Here is a 26,413-nt window from a genome sequence, read left to right on the forward strand (position 1 = left end):
CGGTAACCGTTGTCAAAATCCAGACCATCGTCCAGCGGGTTAACAATTACTACGTGTGTTGCGTTTACAGTACCACCGAAGAATTCGATACCATCATCAGCAGCTTTGTACACTTCTACGTAGTCGATTTCAGTTCCGCTACCAACGCCGGCCAGGGTAAGACCGTTGATTTCGTTGTCTGTAGCCAGCTCAAAACCTGCGTACTCGATACGAACATATTTCAGTCGGCCTGAATTGTCTGTATCAACAGAACCACCATAATAAGGAGTCAACGGAGGAATACCGCCAATACCTTCTACTTTGGCAGTATCGCCATTGTTGGTAGTAGCTCTTCCGAGGATGATGATACCGGCAGTCTGACCAGCGGCAGGAGATGTGCTGTTGGTAGTAAATACAACCGGTGAAGTAGCAGTACCGTTGGCTTCAATTTTAGCGCCGCGGGAAATTACCAGACCACCGCCCGGGGTAACACCCGGAGTACCTGGGATACCTTTGATAACGGAACCGGCGTCGATCTGGATCACATCGAGGGTATCGATGTATACCAGTCCGCTCAGCAGGTAAGTACCACCTGTAAGGTGAATGGTATCACGTACTGTTTTTCCGGTGCCTAAGATACCACTGAGGGTAGATCCGTTTGCGGGCACAATCTGGGTTGCGCTCACGGGGCGGTTAGCCTGTTGTGCGTCTTTTTTGCAGGATGCTGTGAACACGCTGGCAGCCAGGATAGTTGCAGCTGCGGCGTAGAGGTTAAACCTGGTCATCAAATAAAGGATTTAAATTAGAAAATAATAACAATGATTGAAACTGTATATACCGGTATGAATACATGCTGGTTAAACGATAATTCCTGTCTTGTTAGAAACTATATCCCAACGTGAAACTGTAAGTCCTGCCTGGTTTTGCCTGATAAAACAAAAGGTCTTTATCCTTCTGATATAAGAGATCTTTTACAGGATGCTTCTTTCCTTCTCCCATATCTCCATCTCCCGCATTTTGATATATAATAGAATAGCTGTTCAACAGGTTGCCGATATTGGCACGGAACAACATTTTATCTTTCAGCAAATGAAAAGCTATTTGCCCGTCAAGCGCTTCCGCAGGGCGTTCATAATAAGACTGGTAGGCATTCTGGTTAGGCATAAACAGGCGGTTGCTCACATAATTGTACAGGAGGCTCACAGATATAAACTTCACATCGTAATACACGCCGCCGTTGATCATGTAGTTGCTGGCGCCCTGTTGTGGCCTGTCTTCCCAATTTCCTATCTCCTGTTTCAGTATCATTTTCTTTGATCCCTCGGGTTCTTCCACATATTTAGGATCCACGGCTTTTCTCACACGTGAAAACAGCCTGGTTCCATTGCCATATAAGGTGATATTACGGATCACCGGTACATCAGTAAAAGCCAGCGATTTCCGTATTTCCACTTCTACTCCGCGATTTTCCGCCAGGTGATTATTACGCAGGGAGAACTCATTCACTGCGTTTGACTGGAAGATCTCCATCGGGTTATCAATCTTCTTGTAGAACAGGGACAGGGACATAATTTCACCGGGGCCCGGGTAATATTCATACCGGAAATCCAGGTGCTTTAATTTGCTGGACACGATAGGCGTTGAACTGTTATATTCTCCTCCCAGTTCAAAATCATATTCGCTGAAGTAAGACAGTTCACGCAGGTCCGGCCGGATAATGCTCTGGGCATAGGTGGCGCGAAAATTCATTTTTGGCGTAAGACTGTAAGTAAGACTGGCTGAAGGGAACAGGTTCCAGTTCTTCTCCCGGTTGTACAGCGCGCTCAGATCGTAGGCATCCCTGTTTGTAATTTCACCGATACTTTTCTCCAGCACTTCATTGATGCGGTTAATATCGTAATATTCAGCCCTTATTCCCCATACCAGCCTGAGTTTACCGGCCAGTTTATGGTCAAACATACCATAAACAGCGTGTAATGCAGCATTACGTTGGAAATCATCTGAGAAGTCGTCAAAGGCAAACTTATAGTCCTCGTGTTTAGGATTAAAGAAATAGTCTATTGGCTGAGGAACTTTGGAAGCATATCCGCCGCTTCCGGCACGGGCTACGTAAAAAGAGCGGTCTTTGTACCAGCCGGCGTATCCTGCTTTAAAAGTATTGGTAACTGTAGCGTTCCCGATATTAAAACGGAAAGGCACTACCGTATTCAGGTCCCAGTTCAGGTCTGATTCATAGGCACGAGTCCACCAGCGCATTGCGCCATCGATGCCGCGTGACTGAGGGGGACCTATCATCATAATAGGCGAAGTGGTAAGACTATCAGGCGGCGCCGCTGAACGCAGGTAGTGGTTGTCCGGGCGTTGCCTGTCCAGGTGAACATAAGTACCAGTCCATTGCACTTTGATACCTTTACCACCAACGGCATGTTCTCCCTTCAGCTGCGTTTGCCATAGTTTGGTCCATTGTACGTTATCATAAAAACCAATTATTGGCATCGACTCAGGGCCAGCTCCAATACCACTACCATCTATGCCTTTCCCCATGAGCAGCTGCTGATCCAATGTATTCAGATAAAGACTTTGCAGGCTTATTTTATGTTTGCCGGCGCTATAACCTATTCCCGCCAGGAGGCCCATATTTGTGGAGAAGCCGTATTGCTTGCCTCTGAAAAGAATAGAGTCGCTTCTGTCTATTTTGCTGGGATCATACATATATCCATCCTTCCCTCCCATCCGTACATCCTGCGTCTGTAAAGTGTTGCGATAGCTGACACTGGCTATCAGGCCCAGTTGCCTGCCATTACCCAGGTTCATCACATGCCCCCAGCCCAGTTGGTAGTTTTGTGAAGGATGCGCCTTCCTGTCGTATATTTTCCAGTTGTTGGAAATGGCAGCCGGGTCTTTGAGTATATGGCCGCCTGTGCTACCGGGATTGGTGTTAGCCAGGATATCATCCAGGTTCTTCCAGTCCAGTTTTCCAAACAGGTTGCGATGAGAAGAAGGTTTGCCAAGATATTCGCTACCGCCTATTTCCAGGCTGTTGAATGCTTTACCGGTAGTGTTATCGTTGATGCTGCCGCCGATGGAAACCGTAAAGAAATTTTCCGTGGGAATGGCTTTGGTTTCCACGTTCACCAGTCCGCCGCCAAACTCTGCGCTCATATCCGGCGTGATCGTTTTATATACTGTGATGTTATCAATGATATTGGACGGAATGATATCATAGCTGAAATTCTTCCTGTTCAGCTCTGTGCTGGGCATGATCTGGCCATTGAGCATGGCGGCGTTATAACGTTCGCTCATGCCGCGTACCACGATGTATTTATTATCCACCGCTGCAACCCCGCTGATACGTTTCAGCACCTCTCCCACATTTTTATCAGGAGTGCGTGCAATTTGTTCTGCGCTGATACCGTCTGATAAGCCGGCTGCATTTTTCTGTTTATTGTACAGGGCGGAAATCGTTTCCCGCTTTGCCGCCGCACTTACGGTCACTCCTTTCAGATTGGAGGAAGAAGTAGACAGCATTACATCTTTCAAAGTTACTTTACCTGCTTTTACCACTACGTTGTTAAAGCTCGACTGTGAAAAAGCCAGGTGGCTGAAACGCACGTTATACGAGCCTTCCGGCAATTGAATACTATAGGTACCGTCAACGCGGGAAGTGGTTACATGATTGTTGTCACCGGCAAAAACCGTAACACCGGGAATAGATTCATTCTGGTCGTTAAAGATCTTTCCCTGCAAGGTGCCTGTTTGCACCTTATTAGCAGTAGCGGCTTTACGGTCTTCGTTTCTGATGGCGATGATATTATCTTTCAGCTCCACATCCAGCGGGAGCTGCTGATCCAGTAATTGCAATAACCCGGATAAAGAAAGGGCGCCTTTGGGAATATTAATACTTAACGCTTCCACTTGTGCGGGATCGTACAGGTACCGGTAATTTCCCTGTTCCTGCAATAACTTCAGGATATCTTTCACCGGTTGTTTTCCTGCAGGAAGTTTTACCGTTTCTGATAACCGCTGGTATTGCTGAGCGTACAAAAGTGAATGGTTGAATAATGAAATAAAACACATCATTAAGCATAATCTGCGTACAAATGGCCTCATCGATCGTATAACTTTTTATTGTTTTTAAAATGGCCCTCATGGGCAATAGTATAGCTACACAGCAGGTTTAACTGCTGACGGATTAAACGTGAACCGGTATATATTTAATTCTTATTGATCCTGCACCCTTCTGGTGTATATTTCACCTGTAGCTTGTGCACGTAGGTGATGGCTGCTACAATTGTTTTGAAATCATCTGATGTATTAAAGATGCCTGAGATCCTTTGCCGGGCTGCTTCTCCTTCCACTATGATCTTTTCGTCGTACTGCCAGGATAGCTTTCTGCATACCTCTTTTAACGTGGCGTTGTTAAAATAGATCTTATCTTTCATCCAGCCGGTGGCGTTAAAAACGGTGCTGTCTTTTATGGGTTTCCACATTTTGTTTCCTTCAAAGTTCACGGCCATTCCCGGTGTAAGTACATGCGTATCGCTGCTGTCGGCCAGGGCCACGGCTACTTTCCCTTCCAGTAAACTGATACAGATAGCGGTGTCCTGCAGGGTGAGTGCGCTGATATTAAAAGCCGTTCCCAATGCAGTGGTAGTTACATGCGCCGTATGTACACGGAAAGGTAAACGGCTGTTCTGTGCCACTTCAAAATAGGCCTCTCCCACCAGTTCCACCTCTCTTGATACATCGTTATAATTGTCGGGATAACGCAGCACCGCATTCTTATTCAGCCATATGCGGGTACCGTCTCCCATTAACACCGACCTGATATCATTACCGTGATTGTTCAGCTCTCTCCACTGTGTGCGGGCAATAGGATTTACCGGTATCTTTTTTCCATTCATAAGGAACAGGAAATAAGCAGCAGCGGAAAGCAGCAGCATACCGGTGAATACTGCCGCCCATTTAAGCCCCATATGCCGTACTTTGGTACGTGCCGGTAGCTCTATGGCTGGCGGCACTACCTGGATAGTGGGCCCGGCAGCAGCTTCTGCCCATTTACCATATAAAAATTCATCCAGCAGGGTGTGATCCGTGCCCTGCAGGTAGGCTTCAACAATGATCCTTTCTTCCGCAGAACATTGCTGTTTAAAATATCGATCCAGTAATTGCTTTGTGATCACCTGTTTTATTTTGAATGACAGAACTAAATACCAACACTATACATACAGTACGAACGGGGATAAAAAAGTGAGTAGACAAAAAAACGGAATTCACATTTTGGTAACATTGGAACGGGCTCAAAGGTCTGTTCAGGGGTGGTTGATCAATACAGGATGCGCCATAGCAGGGGATATGGCGGCATTTTTAACAGCCGTTAAAGGGTTGGGGGAAATACGCCCGCCGGCCACGCCTATCAGCTCCAGCGCTTTCGCGGTGAGCGGGTCTGCCGTGTTACCCAGCGGTTGCAGGGGTAAGGCGCCAAGTTCATCTACCTGGTAAGCCGGTACAATGCCTTTATTATATCCACCCTCTCCGTTTGCATTCTGTAATTTATAGGTGATGGGCATCAGTACCCAGGGAATGCGTTTGGGGTTGCGGCCATCGGCAATGGTGATCATGCCTTCGTCTTTCCCCAGGGTGGTACCACCAATCTGCACAATATTCGTATAGGGTTTAAGGTTATTAACGATCATTTCCGCGGCAGAGGCGGTATGCGGGCCTGTTAATATATACACCTTGCTTAACCGCAGCTGTGCGGGCTTCACCTGGTCGAACGTAACAGCGATACCGCTTTCCGGGAGCGCCATTGTTTGCCCGAAGGTCATGGTCCGGTTACCCAGCCGGCTGTTGCCGATATACCTGGCGAAAACGCTTCCTGCATCAATATTGTTACCGATAAGCGCCGTTAGTACAGCTGCCATTGCAGTGCTTCCGCCCGGGCTGTAGCGCAGGTCCAGTACCAGTTGTTGTACGCCCTGTTGTTTATAGGCGCTGAATGTTTGCAGCAATGCCGCACTTTGTGCATCATCAAAATAGTTGAAGCAGAGATAAGCAGTTTTAGGCGTGGTGTTAAGCACTACCGATTGCTGTACGGCAGGCTCCTGTGTGATACCACCGGCGTTTATTTTTTGCACGGTGGTTTCAGTGATGGCCCCGTCTGTTCCCAGGGTGGCCATGGTGAGATCGGCCTTTTTATCTGTTACCAGTTTTGCCAGCAGTGAAGCGGCATTGCCGGCGCTCAGCAGGGTACCGTTAATGCGGGTAAAGAGCTGGCCTCGTTTCAGTTCCTTTGATGCCGCAGGCGATCCGGGTTGTACCAGTTGTACCACTCCCAGTGCGCCTCCGGGCGCTTTGGGATAAGCGATCACTGAGGCTTCCATACCATATATGCTACGCAGGCCTGCGGGATAGGATGCGGGTACTGCGGGGTCATATATAATAGAGAAGCGGTCGGCCGTATTTTTCAGCTGCCCGAACCAGGCCGTGGCTTCTGCCGATGCATCCGGCGTAGCCGGCAGTCCATCTTTCCAATAGTAGAAATAGTTCATGCTGTCCAGTATCCAGCGGTTTACTTCCGCGTTGGTTACAGGGCCGGTGGGTGTTGCTGGATCTTTATCTTTCCCGCATGCCCAGAGCAAACAACTGATGGCAGCAATGATAGTGGTGTTCCCGATATTTTTACGGATCAGGTGCGTAGCGGTTCTCAGGTGGGTACGCACTGTGGTAACGGAGATGTTCAGCATGTCTGCAATTTCTTTGTGGGAATAACCGGAGTCGCGGTACTGGTATACCTTGCGGGGCTTATCGGGGAGCGACTGCAGCACATTGCTGAGGCGGTGCCTGAGTTGTTTATAATGCATCCGGCTTTCAGTTTCATCAATAGTGCCCGAGCTGGTATGATAGATGTCTTTATGGGCTAACGCAGAAGTAGTGGCTTTCCTGCTTTCATCGATCACTACCCGCTTGGCTATTACAAACAACAGGGGGAATATATCTTCTGATTCACTGCTGATGGTATCTATCTTTTCCCAGAGGCGGAGAAAACATTGCTGGGTTATGTCTTTGGCACGATGGCGGTCACCGCAAAGCTTATAAGCAAAGTCATAAACTTTCTGGTAGTTAACATTATACAACCTGATAAAAAATATCTCTGCAGACATCATGTTAAAATATGGAACCAAAATAAGGCCCTACTATTAACGCAATGTTAAACCGGGTATTTATTTTTGAAGATAAAGCGGGTAAAGGGGTTATAATTATATAAAATAATTCATTTATATAGTATTGGTAATTGGAAGAATACCACCGGGCGCTACTTCCTCACCCGGCTGCTTTCTTCCACGGTACGGTTCCTTTGTTTCCGCTGCTGGCCGGCGCCAAAGGATTTGGCCCAGGTGAGTTTAATGATCTGCGCCTTGCCCGATTCTGCATGAAAGGTAATTTTACTTTTGAGGTTAAATGCTTCCCCGGCCAGGGTGCCCAGGTAACTGTTGATACGCACTGTACGTAGTATATCCGTTACCGTTAGTTGCAGGGCGCCACCGTTTTTCTTCAGCTCTTTTTTAAGGCCTGCATTCAATGCGCCAAAAGGATCTGCTTTTTTGGAGCCGTCGTAGGAAGTGCTGTTGTACCACCCTGAGATTTCCAGGGCGAAGTGTGCGGGCAGTTTTACCGCAGTGGAGAAACTGGCGTTGTAACCAAAGTAATCCTTCTGCACCGGCGTGGCGGTGAAGTCAAGTTTAAACTGCCGCCAGCCACCGGTAAACCCCAGGTTCATCTCCCAGTATCCGTTTATTTTCCAGGGCAGCAATACCTGCAACGAAAGATTTTTCTGGAATACCAGGTTCTGGGGCGATACCCATATTACTTCACCTGTTGGATTGGGCGTAAGCTGGTAACGGGCCATGGGAGCATCATCGTGGCTGTAAAGCAGGGAAAGCGAGTAGCCGTTCCAGTTATATCCCAGCTTGATATTATTGGTGATAGTGGGCTTCAGTTGCGGGTTGCCGGTTTCCACGGAAGTAGGCCCTGAATAGGTAATAAAAGAAGCGAGGTCGTTGTAACCGGGGCGGCTGATCCTTTTTGTATACGACAGGTTCCATTCTGCATCCTTTCTTTTCCATGTGAGAAAGATGCCCGGGAAAAACTTACCGTATTCCCGGTGGCTGATGGGCTGCTTATGTTGCGGATCATCCATTTGTGTATTGGAATACTCATATCTTACGCCGGCACTGAGCCGGAGCGAGGGGTGCAGCTGTGCTTCCACGGAGCCATAGGCCGCGCCTATAGCTTCTTTCATAATAATATTGTTAACTGCGGCGGAACTGCTTACCCAGTGCCCATCAAGCAGGCTTTCTATCCTGGATTGGCTGTTGTTGCTGGTATAGGTTCCTTTAACGCCGGTCTCAATTTTTATGTTGGGAGATAACTGCCTGCTGTAATCCGTTTTAAATACGCCAATATGCATCGATGACACAGAAAAAGTTTGTTGCACCGGTGCAAAAAGTGTGTCGTTGGTACCGGGTGTATGACCGGCACTGTCTGCAAATGTACTGGTAGCGGCAGACGGGCGGTTGTTCTTATAGTAAAGATAATCAAGGTCGATGTTCAGCTGCTCCCCTTCCCGCATTTTCTTTTCGGTATACAGCGATAAGCCCATGTTATCCCAGTTGTTGTTTGCCCTGATATCTACATCTGTAGTATAACGGGTACCGTTATTGAGCAGGTATTCTCCATGATTAACGGTATGATCTGCCCCCCGGCTCATATTGCCACTGATGCTGCCTCCCACCACCATGCGCGGAGAGAGGTTCACATCTGTCCCCAGCAACAGGTTATGGCTGTTGCTGACCGGTTTTATCACACTCAGATAATCAGAGGAGCTGGAACCGCCAATGAGCTGCATATCATCGGTAGCGCGGGCAAACCAGTCGTAATAACCCCTGTCGTGCGAAAAGGAATAATTGCCATACACACCGGCATTCGTGATAGTGCGCCCGAAATTAAGACTGGCGGCGGCTTTTTCGCCGTAACCATAACCGGCGGTAAGGGATAAATTACCCTGGTTGCGGTTTTTCTTTAGCACGATGTTGATCACACCGGCGTTGCCGGCGGCATCATACTTTGCCGGAGGGGTATTGAGCAGTTCAATTTTTTCTATATCGGCGGCGGTCATACCCTGGAGATACACCATCAGCTGATCGGCCTGCATACGCAACAGCTTACCATTCAGCATTACCATTACCCCGTTTTTCCCGTTAAGCGCAATGTTGCTGGTGCGCCGGTCGATATACACGCCTGGTGAACGTTCCAGCACCTCCAGTGCTGAACTGCCCCTGGCAAGTATGCTGCTCTGCACATTGACAACAGCGCCGGACGCCTGTTGCCGGAGCAAAGGCCTGCCTGCGCGCACCGTTACTCCGGTCAGCTGTTTTAAAGAAAGGCTATCCGGCTTTGCCGCCTGCGCAAGTATACCGGAACCAGGTAACAACAGGAATAAGGAATAAAGGAGGTAACGCATATGGTAATACTTATGCCGCAAATAAACAGGTATCTGCAGCGATGTAAAAGCCCGAATGACGAGGGACCGCAGGAAACTGACCACCTGCACAAAAAGGGCTGTTTCCCCGCAAAAACTGCTAAAAACCGGAAATACCGCCATTCACCGGTCGCCATAGGTTACTCGTCATTTATTTACTGCCATTGATATAGTACAGGGAAAGAATCAGCAAAATGTAACTATCTTTAATAACAGGTAATTTGTTATATCTTGAATACAACCACAGGCCGGAACTGGCTGCTGAAATATAAACTTTACCACATCCCCTTCTGGTGTCTTTACCATTATCTCTGGTGGGTAGTGGCAATAGGGAACCCATTGAAAGCTGCAAGCTCCATTATCTTATTTCCTTTCTATATCAAGTTTGGGTTTTACGTGATCTTCCAGGCGGCGGCGGTATATTTCAACCTGTATTACCTGATCCCAAAGTACCTGGAAAAGGGAAAGTACGCTGTCTACATCTCATTGCTGGTACTTACCATCGGCGCCACTGCCTGCGCTATTGTTGGCGGGTATTACCTTTGCGCAGCGGTATCAGGGAAAACATTTGAAACGCTTTTCGGACCGGGAGACTATTGTTTCCTGCATTTCTTTGGCAACGCCCTGCCTTCCACCCTGGCCAGTATGACGCTGGCAATGAGTATAAAGCTCACCCGGAACTGGCTGCAAACAAAAAGAAGGCAGCAACTGCTGGAAAAAGAAAAACTGGAAACAGAGCTTAACTTTCTGAAGAACCAGTTTAATCCTCATTTTCTCTTTAATACCATTAATTCGATCTTCTTCCTGATCCATAAAAATCCCGATGTGGCTTCCGCTTCGCTGGCGAAGTTTTCGGAGCTGCTGCGCTACCAGCTGTATGAATGCAATGATAAACAGATTGCCCTCAGCAAAGAGATCGGTTACCTGGAAAATTCTATTGAACTGGAAAAGCTGCGGTTGAACAGTAATGTGGAGGTCACTTTTGATTTCGAGCATCAACCAGTGTCTCATTTAAGCATTGCTCCTTTTATCCTGATGACCTTCGTGGAGAATGCGTTCAAGCACGTATCCAAACACGCCGGGGCGCCTAACTGGATCAGGATAGCGTTGCAGCTTGACGGGTCGCTGCTGGCATTTACGGTGGCCAACAGCAGCGCCGCAGATGAATACAGCGTTCCTGTTATTGATTATGGGGGGATCGGTTTAAAAAATGTACAACGGCGGCTGGATCTCGTATATCCCGGGCAATATGAACTGGATATCCTGCGTGATGCCGGCAGCTTTGAAATAAGGCTGCAGTTACAGCTGGCATCCGCCCGGGCGCCGCAATTGCTGTCTACCTAAAATGATATTATCATGATCAACTGTGTGATTACCGACGATGAGCCACTGGCCAGGGAAGGCATCGCCAATTATGTGAAAGAAGTGGATTTCCTTACGCTTACCGGTATTTGTGAAAACCCCGTAGAGCTGGCCAACCTGCTGAAGCAACGGCCTGCCGACCTGCTGTTCCTCGATATACAGATGCCCAAGCTGAGCGGTATTGATTTCCTGAAAATGATCCCCCACCCGCCTATGGTGGTCATCACCACGGCGTTTCCCGAATATGCACTGGAAGGTTTCCAGCTGAATGTGCTGGACTACCTGCTGAAACCCATTACATTCGACCGGTTCTTTAAATCGGCTACCAAAGCAAGAGATTATCACCAGCTGGTAAACCCTGTTGTGAAAACTGATACGCCGCTTACGGAAGCGGCACCGGATCACTTCTTTATAAAATGCGGCACCCGCTATGAAAAGATCCAGGTAGAAGACATCCTCTTCGTGGAAGGCATGCAGAACTATGTAAGCATCTATACCCGCAAGGGAAAATATATGACGCTGCTATACCTCAAAAACCTGGAAGAGCAATTATCTCCACAGGCGTTTATCAGGGTGCATAAATCATATATAGTGGCGATCAATAAAATAGACAGCATCCAGGGAAATGAGATCTGTATCCAGTCGCACCAGATCCCTATCAGCCGTAACTACCGGGAAGCGGTGATCCAGCAGGTAGTGATGAACAGGTTGTGGGATAAAGTATCGCGGCCGCCCCTTTCATGAAAATATACCATAAGCGAAGTAACCTCATCTTTCTGAAAAAAATAGCCTTTGAACTGCACAGTTCAAAGGCCATCAACTCAAAGTAAATCTGATTATGTAATTGTAGTCCTGCCCCGCGGTCGACACCGGCCGGCATCATTTCGTATCCTTTTCAGTTAGGTTCTTTACAGTATCCTCGCAAAAACGGGGCAACCGGGAAAAAAGAATAGCGGCCTCCGGTAAACATCTGCCGCTATACCTTTTTTCCAATATCTTCAATACTAAAATTTGTAATTGGCGCTTGCAGAAAGCACGCTGCCTGCAGAGTTACCCTCACTTTTCAGTTGTCCGTCTACAAAAATCTGCACTTTCAACGTAGCCGAAGATGAAGTAGCCTGCGCGTTGATCAGCACATTCAGGTTAATGGCTTCTGCCGGTGAAGTAACTTCGGGGCTGGTCCAGGTGTTTCCAGTCAGGTTGGAGAGCGTGGTTATGGATTGATCCCAACCATACAAGCCATGACTTAAAGTTACCCCGCTGGAGCCAATCGCTTTAAAAACTACTTTGTGAGAGGTACGTGATGGTTTGTCGTCGTCGTCCTTTTTGCAGGCTGTAAACAATGTGGCTACCATTAATACCGGGAACAAAATCTTTTTAAGTATCTTCATAAATGACAATTGTAAAATGCCTACTCTTTTAAGCACAGTTTTCGGCTTCCCTGTTATAAAATTTACAGAATACAGATGGTTAAAACCTTTATCGGCATCACCGCAAATGTACCCCTGTCGCGGACTTTGGACAATACCCGCATCCAATGATTTATTTCTACCTGTTTTCAGGTATTTTTGCCGGCAACGATCATGTGTAAACAATTGTTTTATATTTTGGCCTTTATGAGAAGATTATCATTCCTGGTATTCCTGCTTGCAGTAAGCTGCCGGTGCTTAGCCCAGGCTCCCCTGCTGAATGAGAAAGCGTTTACCGACAGCCTGGAAAATATATTGCAACAGGCCGGCTCCGATAGCGTCCGTGCCCGGGCCAATTATTCCCTGTCGGAATTCTGGGCGGCTAAAGACTCTTTAAAGGCATCGCAATACCTGGAAAAGGGTAAACAATATAGTGGCCGGCATACCTACCTGCAGGCGCTTTACCATTACTATGAAGGTAACCTGCTGAAGAAGGGCGATTATGATAAAAGCCAGGCCAGCTTCATGAAAGCGGATACCTTGCTCAGCAGGTTTAAAACGGCAGAAGCATATACATTCCGGTCTAAAGCCTGGTACGACTATGGCGCTATTGCACAGCGGAAAGACAACTACAAAGCATTTGCAGATATCCTGCTGAACAAGGCCATACCACTGGCCCAACAGGCGGGCGACCAAACATTGGTTGGAAAGGATTACCTGGCAGTGGGTATTGTATTTAAGAATGCCGGCCAGTTCGATAAAGCAGAAACTTATTGCCTGAAGGCCATAGAAACCTTCAGGAATGCGCATTCCCCTTCCCATGAACTGGTAATCGCCTATCATACCATTGCGGAAAACTATTCATTGTCCGCCCAGAACGCCAAGGCCCGGCCGGCGCTGGACAGCGCCTGGAAACTGCTGGAGCCGTTCCCCGAATCCGATTACCTGCTGGATCACTATGCTGCCGAAGGCATGTACTATACCCTGGAAGGGAAATTCAAAGCCGCGCTTGCAAGCCTCGACAAAGGCATACAACTGGCCAGGAAAAAAGGGTTACGGTATGAAGAGCAGCGGTTACAGATGCAGCAGTTCTACGCCTATTTCAACGACAACAACTTTGTAAAGGCAAAAGAAATGGCTACCCTGCTGATGCAGCAGAAAGAAATGATGCAGTTGGTCACTAACCGGCAACAGTTATACTACGGCATGGCGCTTACCTGTGAAAACCTGCACCAGATGGGGCCCGCCTACACCTGGATGAAGCGTTACAGTGAACTGAGCGACAGCCTGGCCCGGACCCAGCTCAACAATGATGTGCATGCTATGGAAATAAAATACCGCAACGCTGAAAAGCAGAAAGAAATTGATGCGCTGAAAGCCAAAGGTATCCAGGATGCGTTGCATGCTAAAAACTCCCGGCTGGTCAACTGGCTGCTGGGCGCTGCCAGTGTGATTTTACTGGTGGTGCTTTTGTTTGCATTGTTTGTATACCGCAGCAAACAAAAGCTGGCCGCACAAAAAGAACTGAGCTACCGGCAACACCTGCACGAAATAGAGCAGCAACAGCAATTACAGTTCAGCCAGGCCGTATTGCAGGGTGAAGAACAGGAACGCCGCAGGCTGGCCAGGGACTTGCACGATGGCCTGGGAGGCATGCTGGCCGGCGCCAAAATAAATCTCTCTGCACAAATTGAAGACACTTATTCCACGGGTCAGCGGGCTGAGCTGGAAAAGATCACGCAGCAGCTGGACCATTCCGTTACAGAGCTGCGGCGTATTGCACATAACATGATGCCCGTAAACCTGCTGAAATTCGGTTTAAAAACCGCGCTGAAAGATCTCTGCGAATCACTGATGAGTGAAAATACCCGGATCGATTTCCAGGACCTGGGATTTGAGGATTCCCTGCGGGAAGAAGTACAGATCCACATTTACCGCATTGTGCAGGAACTGCTGTCCAATGCCATCCGCCATGCACAGGCCAGTAATATTATATTGCAATGCAGCCAGAACGACCACATCTTCTTTATTACCCAGGAAGATAACGGCAAGGGTTTTGACATGCAGGCGGCAGGCAACGAAAAAGGGATCGGGTTAAGCAACATCCGTAACCGGGTAGGATTCCTGAGAGGAAAAATAGATATCGACTCTGCCGTGAATGAAGGCACCACTATAAATATTGAATTACATGTTGATTGATCCCGCCACACTGGCCATTGTAGACGACCATCCGATTGTACTTGAAGGGCTGCAAAAACTGCTCAACAACGTAAAGAGCATTCAAATTACCGGCTGTTTTACTTCCGGTATGGCTTTTATGTCTTTCCTCAAAGAAAATAAAGTAGATGTACTGTTGCTGGATATTACCCTGCCGGATGCCAACGGTATAGAGTTGTGCAGGGAAGTAAAAGCTATTTCACCGGAAACGCATGTACTGGCGCTGAGCAATCATTCGGAGCGCAGCATGATCCTGCAAATGATCCAGAACGGCGCAACGGGGTACCTGTTAAAAAATATATCTTCCGAAGAACTGGTCGCCTGCATACAGGAAGCCCTCAGCGGGATGATCACTTTCAGCAGGGGCGCCAAAGAAATCATGGCGCGCCCTTCCATCAGCGAGTTAAAAGGTATTCCCCAACTAACCAAACGGGAGAAGGAAATACTGCAGTTGATAGCGGATGGCAAAACCACGCCCGATATTGCACAGCAGCTGAACCTGAGCCCGCTCACGGTAGAAACGCACCGGAAAAACCTGATCCAGAAATTCCAGGTAAGAAATGTGGCGGCACTGATTAAAGTAGCCGCCCAGCAGGGATTGCTGTAAAACTTTTATTTGTGTAATCCTTTTTTGCGCAGGTATGCCAGTAGTTTTTCCGGGTAGTCTGTCTGCAATGCATTGGCATACGCCGCATCCTTACGCAGCTGGTCAAACCCGGCATTTTCCTTTGCCGACTCCAGTTTATCATACTTGCCCAAAGCGTTCATCCATACCCGTGTGCCGGCGGCGGTAACACTTTTTACGAGAGAATCCGAATAAAAGGAATCATCGCCATGGATCACGGGAAACTTTCCCTGTTTAGCGGCCATCTGTTGTATCTCAGCTACTTCTTCTACGCTGTGCGCGCGTGGCATAACAGGGATCTTGGGGTTCCAGCTGTGCAGGACGGGCGCCTGGTGATGATCATAAATAAAGAACAGCACCTGTTTCTCCATGCCCTGCGCGGCTATCTGTGCAAAGGCATGTTTGGCAGCAGCTTCGTTGTCCTCTTTAAAATCCACATCTACTATAATTTTTCCTTTGGCGAGCTGCAATACCTGCTCAAAAGTGGGGATCTTTTCCGTGGTAGGTTGCCCGTTAAAAAGCAGGGGAAACTGCAGCAGTTCCTGGTAAGTATAGTCTTTTATTTTACCCGGTTTGCCGGTAGTGCGCGTAATGGTGGCATCGTGCATTACTACCAGGATATGATCCTTTGTTTCATGTACATCTATCTCCACCACATCAATTCCCTGTTCAATGGATTCCTTTACGGCAGCCAGTGAATTTTCCGGGTATTTATTGTGCGAAGCGCGGTGCGCCGCCACCATAATATGTTCCGGGTGATGATAAAATTCATCGATGATAACGTCTACGGGTTCTTTCTGCTGTGCGGCTACCGACAACGCGCCTGCGCATAAGGTGGCTAATACTAATAGTTTCATCAGGTACTTATATTTTTCCAGAGAGATAAAGAAGATGAAAGTATATCAATTCGCAGAATATATGTACCGGCTTAATAGAAAGTTAACCTACAGTTGTTGCCGTTTCAGTTCTTTCACGGCATGATCCGCCGCTCTTGCGGTGAGCGCCATATAGGTTAATGACGGGTTCTGACAGGCGGAGGAAGTCATGCAGGCGCCATCTGTTACAAAAATATTTTTGGCTGTATGCACCTGGTTCCATTCATTCAGCACGGAAGTACGCGGGTCGCGTCCCATACGCGCTGTGCCCATTTCGTGTATGGCCATCCCGGGATAGGAGTCCCTGTTAAATGGTGTAACGTTTTTCAGCCCGGCTGCTTCCAGCATGGCGGCGGCGTCCTGGTCCATGTCTTTCCGCATTTGCCGCTCATTGTCTTTGAATTCGCAGTTGAACTGCAGCACGGGCTGGCCCCATGCGTCTTTAATACTGTGATCCAGCGTTACCTGGTTTTCTTCATAGGGCAGGCATTCGCCAAAGCCCATGAGCCCCATTTGCCAGGGCCCCGGTTCGGTGAGATAATCTTTAAACGCCCCTCCTATTCCAAGTTCCGCAATGCCTCTTGACCAGCCGGTGCGACTGCTATAACCAGTATATCCAAACCCTCTCCGGTAGCTGCGTTTATCGGCCCCTATGTTCCTGAAGCGGGGAATATAAAAACCGGCGGGGCGCTGACCGTAATAATATTTATCGCCGAACTCCTCTGAAATACCGCTGGCGCCAGCGTGAAAATGATGATCCATGAGATAGTGGCCCAGCACGCCGTGATCATTGCCTATACCCTGCGGGAAGCGATTGGATACAGAGTTCATGAGCACAAAGGTGCTGCCCAGTGTAGAAGCATTTAAGAAGATGATACGGGCGAAGTATTCCGTTATTGCTTTGGTATGTTTGTCGATGACACATACCCCGGTGGCCTTTCCTTTACTTTCATCATAAATAATGCTGTTCACAATGGCATCTGTTTGCAGGGTAAGATTACCGGTTTTTACAGCAGCGGGCAAGGTAGACGACTGAGAGCTGAAATAGGCGCCGAAAGGGCATCCCCGTGCGCAGCGGTCGCGGTACTGGCACTTGCCCCTGTCGCCGATAGGCTGTGTAAGATTGGCGGTACGGAAAATGGTCATGCGTCGTTCCGGGAAAGCCTTTTCTATCCTGGCTTTCACTTCCTTCTCAAAACAATTCATTTCCATAGGCGGCTGGAAAACGCCATCGGGCAGGTGTGGCAATCCTTCCGCCTGGCCGCTGATGCCGGCAAAGGCTTCCACATGATCATACCAGGGGGCCAGGTCTTTATAGCGAATAGGCCAGTCGATCCCGACACCTTCTTTTGCGTTGGCTTCAAAGTCAAGATCGCTGAGCCGGAGGGATCCGCGTCCCCACATGATGGATCTGCCGCCTACAATATCGGCACGGGCCCAATCGAACCGTTTCTTTTCCGTATATGGACTATCCGTATCTTTCAGCCAGTAGCTCTCATTGAATTCGGAGTATACCCGTTCCCGTATGAGATAGGGATGTTCTTTTTTTTGAGCGGGGGTAAGTCTGCCGCGATGCGGCGTTTCCCAGGGCGCCTGGGTAGCGGTGGTGTAATCTTTGATATGTTCCAGTTGCCTTCCTCTTTCCAGCAGCAGCACTTTCAGTCCTTTTTCACACAGTTCCTTGGCTGCCCAGCCCCCGCTGATACCGGAGCCTACTACAATAGCGTCAAAGGTATGCTGCGCCTTTGTTTTCAGGTTTAAGTTGATCATACACGTAGAATTGATAACAAGGAAAATAGGAAAAATAAAGGAACGGGGAAGAATAATTGGTATGGGCGGTTGAAGAGGAGCTAACAAACATCCCGGTATGCCGTGATGCATACCGGGAGAGATATTAAACAATAAACGATCTTCCTTCTTTATTCATTTCTTTGCGGATACCATTGACCACATCATCCAGGGAAACCTTTGCTGTTTTACGTTCCAGGGCTTTCAGGCAGGCGTATTGCACCACGTTGATAATATTGCCACCGGTGATCTCATACTTTTTCACTTTGCCGGGAATATCTTCATCGTCCTGGAAGCTCACATTGGGCGGGAATGTTTTTTGCCAGATAGCGGCCCTCTCCCGTTCGCCGGGCACCTGGAATTGTATGATAGCATTGAAGCGACGGATGAAGGCATCGTCAATATTATTTTTCATATTGGTAGCCAGGATCACCAGGCCGTTAAAATCTTCGATCCGCTGCAACAGGTAAGATACTTCCTGGTTAGCATATTTATCGTGTGCATCCCTTACGCTGGTGCGCTTTCCAAAGAGAGCATCCGCTTCATCAAAGAAAATGATCCATCCTTTATCGGCCGCTTTGGCAAAGAGTGTTTCGAGGTTCTTTTCTGTTTCCCCTATATATTTTGATACCACCATGGATAAGTCAATTTTATAAACATCCCTGCCTGTATATTTCCCGAGCAGGCTGGCAGTAAAAGTTTTACCGGTACCGGGAGGGCCATAGAACAGGGCGCGGTAGCCTTTCTTCAGCTTATGCTTCATGCCCCAGTCGTTCATCAGCTGATCGTTGTGATGCAGCCATGTTTCCAGTTCACGGATCTGCGCCATGATGGATTCATCCAGCACCAGGTCGTTCCACGTTAGTTCCGTGGCAATAAGCCTGGCGGGGAAGCTCATGCTGAAATGCGGCCTGCCATGTTTTCCTTTTATAAAGAGATTCACATAATCGATGTCCATCATAAGACGTGCGCTCATCAGCGGCTCTCCGCCCTGCACATCTTCCAGCCATAAAATTCTTTTAAGTGCAAAATCATGATCCGGTTCAAACAGTTCCTGTATTTCCAGGCGTTTCTTCCAGTTATCGCCTGCCAGCAGGAAGAGGGCTGTTTCCCCGGTTGGCAGGAAGCCGCGGAATTGTTTCCCGCGAATGCCGCCCAGCTGCGGAAATTCACCCGCCTGGGGCAGGAACTGCTGGATAGCCGTGTCGTAAAACTCCGGCAGTATATGTGGCACCAGCGCTATCAGCAGCAGGGTTAATTCCTCATCGTTCCATTTATGCTGCATCGCTTCCGGGCGTACAATCTGCCAGGAAGCCCTGTCCGGCAGCAGTGGCGCTTTTGAGGGCGTGCCTTCTTTTTTAAAATAAGTGCCCAGCTGGTAATTGATCAGCGCCTGCAGGTAGGCCAGTTCCGGCGCCATAGCGGGAGTGGCAACCACTGGTGTTGCCACTGTTTTCTGTTTTGCGGTTGTTTTCTTTGTGGCTATTTTACTCATGATGTGGTCCCTCCCGGTTGTGTGGCTGATTTTTCTCTGGCGGCTCCCTGTTGCACCACATGCGTAAGTTCATGTGCCAGCAAGTGTTTGCCGCTGCTGGTATCAGGATTATATTTTCCTGCATTGAAATACACATCGTTCTTATGGGTAAATGCCTGCGCCCCCAGTTCTTTGCTCATTTGCACCGCCGATGCGCCGGTATGGATATTCACACCACTGAAATCCACGCCGAACTTATGCTGCATTTCATGAGCCGTTTGGGCGCTCATGCGAGTGCCCTTACCCGCGGAGCTTTCAATCTGTGAAGAGAGCTGAGGCGAAGCGGAGGTGCTGCCACCGCCGGCAGCTGCTTCGGATTTTTGCACCTGCCCTTCTTCCTCGTGCTCGCAGGCGGCACATTTACGCTGCAGTTCCGGCTTGGTCTGAATGTCTTTATCACGGCGCATACGGGCATCGTTGGTGCCTAACTTTTCTTCCGCTTCAGCAGTAGCGAGGCGTTGTACGGAAGTGATGTCCTTTTTCTGGACTACCGGTCCCGCGCCGCCGCTGCCGCTTACCACTTTATCCGCTACCGCATCGGCTTCCCGTTCAAACGCATCACCGGGTGTATTGACCGAGAGCTTAGATTGAAAAAAGGTATTCTCTTTTTTTTGTTGCACGCCGCTGAAGAAGGGCTCCTTTGCGGAGGCGGCGGCGGGTACAGATTGTTTACTATCAAACATAACAACTATTTTATTCTGCTTAGAAAATCTTCTCCGAGGCGGCGGTAATCCTTTGCCCCATGTGAAACCGGGTCGAAGCTGAAAATATCCATACCCGCTTCCTGTGCTTTGGCCAGCTGGATATTGGAGCGGATATAGGTATCCATTACTTTGCCGTTATATTCCGTTTCCAGCTGTTTCAATACCTGCCGGTTCATTGACTTACGGTCATCGTATTTTGTTAAAACAAATCCAAGCACTTCCAGGTTGGCGTTCAGCTTCTTTTTTATATTCTCAAAATGATACATAAAACTGCGAACGCCTTTCAGCGGCAGGAACTCCGCCTGGAGTGGCATCAGTACATAATCGCTGGCCACCAGCGCATTTACGGTAAGCATCCCAATGGCCGGTGGGCAGTCGATCAGGATAAAATCAAACTGCGGGAGCAGGGGCCTGAGCATCCAGCTGAATACCTGTTCCCGCCCGTACATGCCTACCAGTTCCAGTTCTGCGGCGGCCAGGTCCAGCGATGAAGGGATGAGCATCAGTCCGCAGGGCGAAGTAAGGATCACCTGCGACAACAACGCTTCTTCTCCTGCAATCTCTTTTTTCAGCGCGGTGTACAGGTGTTGTGCCGGGTCTTCCGCATATCCCAGCGCCTGCGTAAGGTTGGCCTGGGGATCGGCATCCACGAGCAGCACTTTCTTTCCCGCCTGTTGCAAAGCCGCAGCAAGATTAATAGCGGTGGTGGTTTTGCCGGAGCCTCCTTTCTGGATAGCCAGTGATATTACTGTCATAAAATCATAATGTTCCGTTGAAAAAATAAATTGCTTTTTCCCATACGATCTTTGCTACTTTCTGCCCGAGATACTGCCCTTCCTGGTTGCCGCGCGCGAAATGGATCCCGCCGTATAAGCGCGATAATCCTGCCTGTGCAGCCGCTTCTGAAAAAGTGCTCCAGCTAAGCGAAATATCTCTTGCTGGTGTGAGCCCTGGTTCTATCAGTGAGCTGCCTTTGCTACATAAAACAGTGGCGCCAAGTTTATCGCCGCCGGTGAACCGGGCCAGTATATGCGCAGCAGCGCTGCTGAAAGCGCTGTGGCCTGATACATGTTCTGCAAAGGGCGGTGTGATCAGCGCCTGCGGCTGATAAGGGAGCCACTCCTCTCCTTTTATTTCCTTAGCGCCTTGTCCGGGGCCGCCCCAGGCCTTGATTGTACGCCCTTTGTATAAGTAACGTACCGCGGAAACAGGGCGTACTGCATCGTAGTGCCGTTTGCTATCCCAACAGGCGATGCTGGTATCCAGCATAGCATTGCTGAGGGCAAAAAACATTTTCAGGTCCTGGTGATTGCAATGTTCATCACGACCGGAAATATACTGTGCCACCTGGCACCAGTGCCCCGGTGGCGTTACGGTCCCCGGGCCGTCCCACCAATATTCCGCGATCACTTTCTGCAGATCGGTAAGCCCTGCACTGATGGCGATGAGCTGATCGGCCTGCTGCTGGAATTCTATACTGCCAGGCGGGAAAGGCGCAGGCGGGCGGAATTGTTCGGGGTGTTGCAATGCAAAAGGGCGTACCAGCGACCAGTGCGGGGTGAGGAATTGCTGTGGTTTACCATCAGGGCCCGGCAGGGGCTGCCAGCGGGCAGGCTCTTTCAGCTGTTCCGGTGTGTTCACGGGTTTATATCCTGTATAGTCTGCCCATGCCGGCATTTGCAGGGTACCATATGCGTTGGCGCCGTCACCGGCAAATGCTTCCAATACGCAACGGGCAACAAGATTACCGATACCGGCGGCTTTGGAAATATCCAGTGTGGTGATGGCAGGGTCATAGTCCAGGTGCAGCATCATGTCGCGGAACATGTTTTTATTTTCGGGGGGAAGTATTAACCAGAATAATTCCGTGAGCACACGATACGCCGCGTAGCTGTATGCTTTGCGTTTCCAGGCGGCTTTATGTTCCTCTTTGGGGCGTTTGATATAAGCGCCGGTAACGGTACTGATGGCACAGGGGTTATAGGCAGTCCACGCATCGTACATGGCGGTGTGCACCATAGCCAGTGCGCGTGCCGCCAGCGGCGGCGGAACAGCCGCACAGCGGATGGCTTCCACTGCCAGCTGGTTCCATTGCACTACGAGTGTTGCGGGGGTCGACATATCATCTTTTCATTTATAATAAAGTAGTAGTCCTAACAATAGCGCCTTGTGTAAAGAAGGCCAGTAAGCAATCATTGTCTGCCGCCACGGAGAAGATAGCGCCCGGGGCGGTTATCAGCTGTTGTTCCTGTGGCGTGCTGGTACTGATAAGGAATGCTTTTCCACCGGCATCAACGGCTATGATATATTTGCCGTTGGGTGTAATAGTGGCATCATTCCAGTTTCCTTTCCAGTGGTTTACTTCCTTTTCTGCTTCCATATCCCAAAGACCGATGTGATCATGTTGTAACAGGAGCAGTTGTTTTTCATCTGCCGTCATTTCAATTCTCACGGCGGGCAGTTGTTCCGGGAGGATGGTAGCTTTAAGGGTTCCTTTATCGAACACGCGGAACTGCGGCGTGCCTGCAAGGATCCATTTATCGCTGATATGAAGGGCTGCCACCGGCAGGTTCTGGTCTTCCCACAGGGTTTGCAGCAGGTGCCCTTCTTTGTTGAGCAGCAACACTTTTGCCGGAGGCGGCCCCGGATGGCCGATCCATTTTACGGATACCGCTACGGCGCTGCCATCAGGAGCCCATGCAAAAACGGATGGCGTGTATTCGTTACCGTGAGACACGGCATATTTTCCACCGGCCGTTCTGATGGCCTCCTGCATACCGGGTATTTCGTGCCATATATTGGCAGCCAGGTCCAGTATACCGGTGCCGTGGTACAACTGATCGCCGGTGAGCGTGGGGAATCCAGGCTGCGGCGTATCTGTATGATGCTGCAGAAGAGGTTGTTCATTTTTCCAGACGGTAACCTGGTACATCGATGCAGCAACACAGTAGTGATCTTTGATCACCAGTTTGTTGCCGCCGTTACCGGTTAATGTTTTCCAGTCTTTCATTTTTTTCTTTTTGTTTCCGGGAGATGTGATACCGTTGTACTACTTCCTGTAACAACATTTATTTACAGGATGTTTGTATAAAGTTTTTTGTTAAGGAGGTGTAATTTGTGTTTTATCTACATATCCAAGTCTGCCTTTAAAATCAAAAGCCGCCCACCCGCCGGTAAAGCCAGCCACCTGTAAGGTAGCTCCCGGGTTTACCCAGCCGATGCCTGTATGTTTTGGCCCAGGGCCTCTGAATACGGGGAGTTTTTTTACGGCGGTTACGGTAGCGATATACGCTTTGAGTTCTATGAGTAAAGTATTCCTTTTTCTTCCGGGTATCTGTGCATTGGCCAGGGGGCGGTTATCGCCCGGCGGGCGGGGCGCGAGGCGGCCCAGGGGATCCAATATTTCATCAGGGCCCCTTCCTGCCAGTTGTGCAGTTACGGCAGCTGAAAGTACCGGGCCTGCTGCGGTGTCGGTGATTTCTGTATCGAAAAATGTGCGGACTAAAGCATTGGTGTCGTCCTGGTGGAGCCAGGCGAGGGCCAGCTTAATCCTGCCGGGGGTATGAGCGGCGGCGGGCGCAAACAGGGTAGCGTCATATTTACCAATAGCCGCCCTGTCGAGGTGAATTTCCATTTGCCGCATAAAATCGGCAGGCGTAGCGTTCAGGAATGCGATGAAAGGCGCTTCCCTTCCGGCATCCAGGCTATACCATCCCTGCTCCATAAAGAACCTGCCAAGCCGGTGGTCTATTGTTCCAGGCGCAAGCATCAAAGGTACATTCAGCGCTTCGCGATAAATAAGCGGTGCAGATACCAGCGGGTTCACCCGGTTTACAAAATGCGCGGCAGAAATGCCAAAGTCTGTTCCAAAACCACCAAGGAAAGGCAGGTCCGCTACATCCGACAGTTCCAGCAGCCGGGTAAGACTTACCGGTCCGCCCAAAGGCACGCCGTCCAGCGCTGCCTTTACCAGGGCAATCACGCACTGATCCCACCAGGGATCCGATATAACGCCAAAGCCTAAACGGGCACGAAGCAAATTGGCGGCGGCAACCGGGTTGGTAGCGGCTACTTCCACGGCGGCCCTCATGGTTCCTTCGGGTTCATGGCCTGCTGCCAGGTATGCAGCGGCAGTGCCAAACGCCTGCGGATCAAATGGATAAGTGATATGCAGGTCTTTTGTAACAGGGTCCATTAAACTGGTTTCCGACAGCGCCACCGATGCGCGGGCTGCTTCCACCTTCACTGGTTTGCCAGCTGCTGCGCCTCGTTGTTGTGTAAACTCGCCGAGGTTCGGATGAGCGGCAATATGTGGCTGAACGCCTGCCGCCGGTGTACCCAGTGGTACAGGATGCGCGCCAACCAGGCAACCCGCGTATACGATCTTTGCCGTGGCAGGATCAAGGTTTTGTATCAGCACATCCAGGAATGCCTGCGTTTTGGCCTTTGCAGCGGCGTTACTGATATCAAGACTTTCTGTAGTATATTCCACGCGTCCTTTTACCACGCCCGGCGCACTGGTGCCTGCCAGCTGTACACTTTCCGGGGAACCATGCCCGGCAATGATCACCTGCGCTATACTGAAATTACCTTTGGCATCCTTCTTACCATATCGTTGTGCAAGAATGGGTATTTCCGTCTGGATCTGTGCCAGTGAATCCCTGCCTTCCAGCATCAGCACCAGGTTGGGAGAAGTATTGATTACATCTTCGAATTTGGGCGCCGCATCCTGGAAAGCGCCGGCATCATTTCCCGTTTGGATGATCAGGTGCAGCGGCAGCGTATGCGACAGATCTGTAAAATTACTCTTTAACTTATTCAGCGCCGGTATACCAAAACGATGCAGGTTACGTATACGCCCCTGTAATGCGAGGAAATCTACCGGTGCTTTTGCCGTGAACATATTGATTATCTTCTGGAACTCTAATCCCCTTGCTCCCGGGCCAGGTTGATATACCCTTTGGAGGTGGGGATGAAAGAGGTTCCAGTAATCAGTGATCCTGGTCCATAAAAGCGCATTAGCTTCCACGTCTGCGAGCTGATCTTCCGACACTGTTCTTTTAATCACTTTGCCGGTAATCAGCGCTTCCATCTGCTGCATTTTATTTCCCAGGGCAATACGCCGGGCCATTGGAGGTGTTGTATTCAGTATAATAACGGTATCATCCTGGTGGCAACCATGACCGAAAGTGGCTAATGCCGCCCAGTCGGCAACAGGAAGTGGTATCAGGTCTTTCAGTTTCAGATCGCCGGCGCCGGACTGAATATGCGGGCCAAGGTTTATTTTAGCGATAATTGCCCACAGCGCGTCCCTGTCTGCTTTTGCCAGGGACGGATGTGCAAACCAATCGGCCTGCCGCATGGTATAACTCTTAAACTCGTTAAGTGTGATCCCTGTGTTGGCGGCAGTTCCATCTCCCAGAATATCTTTCTTCTTTTTTCTTTCTACTTTGGAATAAACATAAGGCAATGGCACCCGGGAAATCATCTGCGCCGGCGCCTGTTGTACCACATGTGTGAGTTCATGCGCCAGCAAATGTTTTCCTGCCGTTGTATTGTTATGCTGGTTAGCCCCGAAATAAATATCTTTCCCGTGGGTGAATGCTTTTGCCTGCAGTTGGTTACTCATATCAGCAGCGCGGGCATCGTTGTGGATCCTTACACCACTAAGGTCTTTACCAAAAGCGCGGCTCATTTCTTCATTGCGGCGGGAAGGCATTGGCGCTCCGCTGCCTTTGCTTTGCGAGAGCTGCTGTTCTACTGCCGGCGTTACTTCCGGTACGCCGGTACCGGTGGCCTCGCGTTGCAGGGCGCCTTCTTCTTCTCCCTGCTGATGTTTGGTTTGTATCACCGGCTGAAAGAAAGGATCCTTTGCGGGAGTAGCGCCAAAGAAAGGCCCTTCCCGCTGCTGGGGTGCGGATGATTTTAATCCCGGGGATTGTATTTGCGTAGTTCCTGCCACTGTTAAAACTTTTAGACCATCGTTTCAATTGGTTTGCACACATTCGTTCTGCCGGTAACCTGTTCTGATCTTCTTACGTACCGGCAGGTTGGACCGGCATAGATGGCTTCCAGGTTTAATCCCGGCGGTGCGCCCTGTTGCCAGTCGCCGGTCACCGAAATAGGCGCCATCCCGTTTACCGTCTTCTTTTTAACATCCACATTTTCCGATCCGGCCACGCTCCAGAAGGCGTGGTTCAATGGAATGAAAGCTCCCATCTCCCTAACGCCAAGTACCACGGTAAAATCCATCAGCCAGAAGTAGTGCGTAAGATGAAAAGGCCCTGTTTTTGAATCGGGATAATGCAGTGGAAAAACGGCCCCTGGCCGGTCCCTGATGGCCACCTTTCCTTTCGTAGTGCCGGGACCTGTGTTAGAC

At 49.5% G+C, this 26,413-nt stretch carries 18 protein-coding genes and 1 pseudogene; 4 read left to right on the forward strand and 15 right to left on the reverse strand.

Features of this window, described 5'->3' with window-relative positions; genetic code table 11:
- The 5 genes and pseudogenes from VIM72_RS14145 to VIM72_RS14165 form a co-directional block, all read right to left on the reverse strand.
- Window positions 1–764, reverse strand: a pseudogene (locus VIM72_RS14145) (hypothetical protein); the annotation flags it as partial.
- A gap of 94 nt (window positions 765–858) precedes the next feature.
- Window positions 859–4,023, reverse strand: coding sequence for a TonB-dependent receptor (locus VIM72_RS14150; protein ID WP_332003470.1), 3,165 nt, complete (start codon window positions 4,021–4,023; stop codon window positions 859–861).
- Between the two features lie 170 nt (window positions 4,024–4,193).
- The gene (locus VIM72_RS14155; protein WP_332003471.1) at window positions 4,194–5,162 is read right to left on the reverse strand and encodes a FecR family protein; all 969 of its coding nucleotides are present in this window, start codon (window positions 5,160–5,162) and stop codon (window positions 4,194–4,196) included.
- A 129-nt stretch (window positions 5,163–5,291) separates the two neighbouring features.
- Window positions 5,292–7,142 carry a sigma-70 family RNA polymerase sigma factor gene (locus VIM72_RS14160; protein ID WP_332003472.1) on the reverse strand — a complete coding sequence of 617 codons (1,851 nt, stop codon included), beginning with the start codon at window positions 7,140–7,142 and terminating at the stop codon, window positions 5,292–5,294.
- A gap of 152 nt (window positions 7,143–7,294) precedes the next feature.
- The gene (locus VIM72_RS14165) at window positions 7,295–9,502 is read right to left on the reverse strand and encodes a TonB-dependent receptor domain-containing protein (protein WP_332003473.1); all 2,208 of its coding nucleotides are present in this window, start codon (window positions 9,500–9,502) and stop codon (window positions 7,295–7,297) included.
- Between the two features lie 249 nt (window positions 9,503–9,751).
- Here VIM72_RS14165 and VIM72_RS14170 point away from each other — a divergent pair, with 249 nt between their 5' ends.
- On the forward strand, window positions 9,752–10,864 hold the full coding sequence (locus tag VIM72_RS14170) for a sensor histidine kinase (protein ID WP_332003474.1): 1,113 nt from the start codon (window positions 9,752–9,754) through the stop codon (window positions 10,862–10,864).
- Window positions 10,865–10,876: 12 nt separating this feature from the next.
- Window positions 10,877–11,626 (forward strand): LytTR family DNA-binding domain-containing protein, encoded by a 750-nt coding sequence (locus tag VIM72_RS14175; protein ID WP_332003475.1) that lies wholly within the window; start codon window positions 10,877–10,879, stop codon window positions 11,624–11,626.
- 260 nt (window positions 11,627–11,886) lie between these two features.
- Here the strand turns inward: VIM72_RS14175 and VIM72_RS14180 are convergent, their stop codons facing one another.
- Window positions 11,887–12,273, reverse strand: coding sequence for a hypothetical protein (locus VIM72_RS14180; protein WP_332003476.1), 387 nt, complete (start codon window positions 12,271–12,273; stop codon window positions 11,887–11,889).
- Window positions 12,274–12,498: 225 nt separating this feature from the next.
- On the opposite strand from VIM72_RS14180, the gene VIM72_RS14185 reads away from it, so the two are divergent.
- Together VIM72_RS14185 and VIM72_RS14190 are read left to right on the forward strand one after the other, a co-directional pair.
- Entirely contained in the window at window positions 12,499–14,490 is a 1,992-nt protein-coding gene (locus VIM72_RS14185; RefSeq protein WP_332003477.1) for a sensor histidine kinase, read from the forward strand.
- On the forward strand, window positions 14,480–15,115 hold the full coding sequence (locus tag VIM72_RS14190; protein ID WP_332003478.1) for a response regulator transcription factor: 636 nt from the start codon (window positions 14,480–14,482) through the stop codon (window positions 15,113–15,115). Before VIM72_RS14185 ends, VIM72_RS14190 begins: the two co-directional genes overlap by 11 nt.
- Window positions 15,116–15,120: 5 nt before the next feature.
- Here VIM72_RS14190 and VIM72_RS14195 read toward each other — a convergent pair whose 3' ends face one another.
- The 9 genes from VIM72_RS14195 to VIM72_RS14235 all read right to left on the reverse strand — a co-directional run.
- Window positions 15,121–15,990, reverse strand: coding sequence for a glycerophosphodiester phosphodiesterase family protein (locus tag VIM72_RS14195; protein WP_332003479.1), 870 nt, complete (start codon window positions 15,988–15,990; stop codon window positions 15,121–15,123).
- 87 nt (window positions 15,991–16,077) lie between these two features.
- Window positions 16,078–17,778 (reverse strand): GMC family oxidoreductase, encoded by a 1,701-nt coding sequence (locus VIM72_RS14200; RefSeq protein ID WP_332003480.1) that lies wholly within the window; start codon window positions 17,776–17,778, stop codon window positions 16,078–16,080.
- A gap of 124 nt (window positions 17,779–17,902) precedes the next feature.
- On the reverse strand, window positions 17,903–19,291 hold the full coding sequence (locus VIM72_RS14205) for an ATP-binding protein (protein WP_332003481.1): 1,389 nt from the start codon (window positions 19,289–19,291) through the stop codon (window positions 17,903–17,905).
- Window positions 19,288–20,013: a DUF4157 domain-containing protein gene (locus tag VIM72_RS14210; RefSeq protein ID WP_332003482.1), complete on the reverse strand. Its 726-nt coding sequence runs from the start codon at window positions 20,011–20,013 to the stop codon at window positions 19,288–19,290. Before VIM72_RS14210 ends, VIM72_RS14205 begins: the two co-directional genes overlap by 4 nt.
- Before the next feature lie 5 nt (window positions 20,014–20,018).
- Window positions 20,019–20,789, reverse strand: coding sequence for a ParA family protein (locus VIM72_RS14215; RefSeq protein ID WP_332003483.1), 771 nt, complete (start codon window positions 20,787–20,789; stop codon window positions 20,019–20,021).
- A 4-nt stretch (window positions 20,790–20,793) separates the two neighbouring features.
- Window positions 20,794–22,155 carry a vanadium-dependent haloperoxidase gene (locus VIM72_RS14220; RefSeq protein ID WP_332003484.1) on the reverse strand — a complete coding sequence of 454 codons (1,362 nt, stop codon included), beginning with the start codon at window positions 22,153–22,155 and terminating at the stop codon, window positions 20,794–20,796.
- A gap of 13 nt (window positions 22,156–22,168) precedes the next feature.
- Window positions 22,169–23,044, reverse strand: coding sequence for a hypothetical protein (locus VIM72_RS14225; protein WP_332003485.1), 876 nt, complete (start codon window positions 23,042–23,044; stop codon window positions 22,169–22,171).
- Window positions 23,045–23,134: 90 nt separating this feature from the next.
- A complete protein-coding gene (locus VIM72_RS14230; RefSeq protein WP_332003486.1) occupies window positions 23,135–25,996 on the reverse strand; it encodes a DUF4157 domain-containing protein in 2,862 nt (953 codons plus the stop codon).
- A gap of 11 nt (window positions 25,997–26,007) precedes the next feature.
- Window positions 26,008–26,413 (reverse strand): hypothetical protein (locus tag VIM72_RS14235; RefSeq protein ID WP_332003487.1); only part of this gene is annotated, 406 nt, incomplete at its 5' end.

The sequence above is a fragment of the Chitinophaga sp. genome (assembly GCF_036569185.1).
Classification (GTDB): domain Bacteria; phylum Bacteroidota; class Bacteroidia; order Chitinophagales; family Chitinophagaceae; genus Chitinophaga.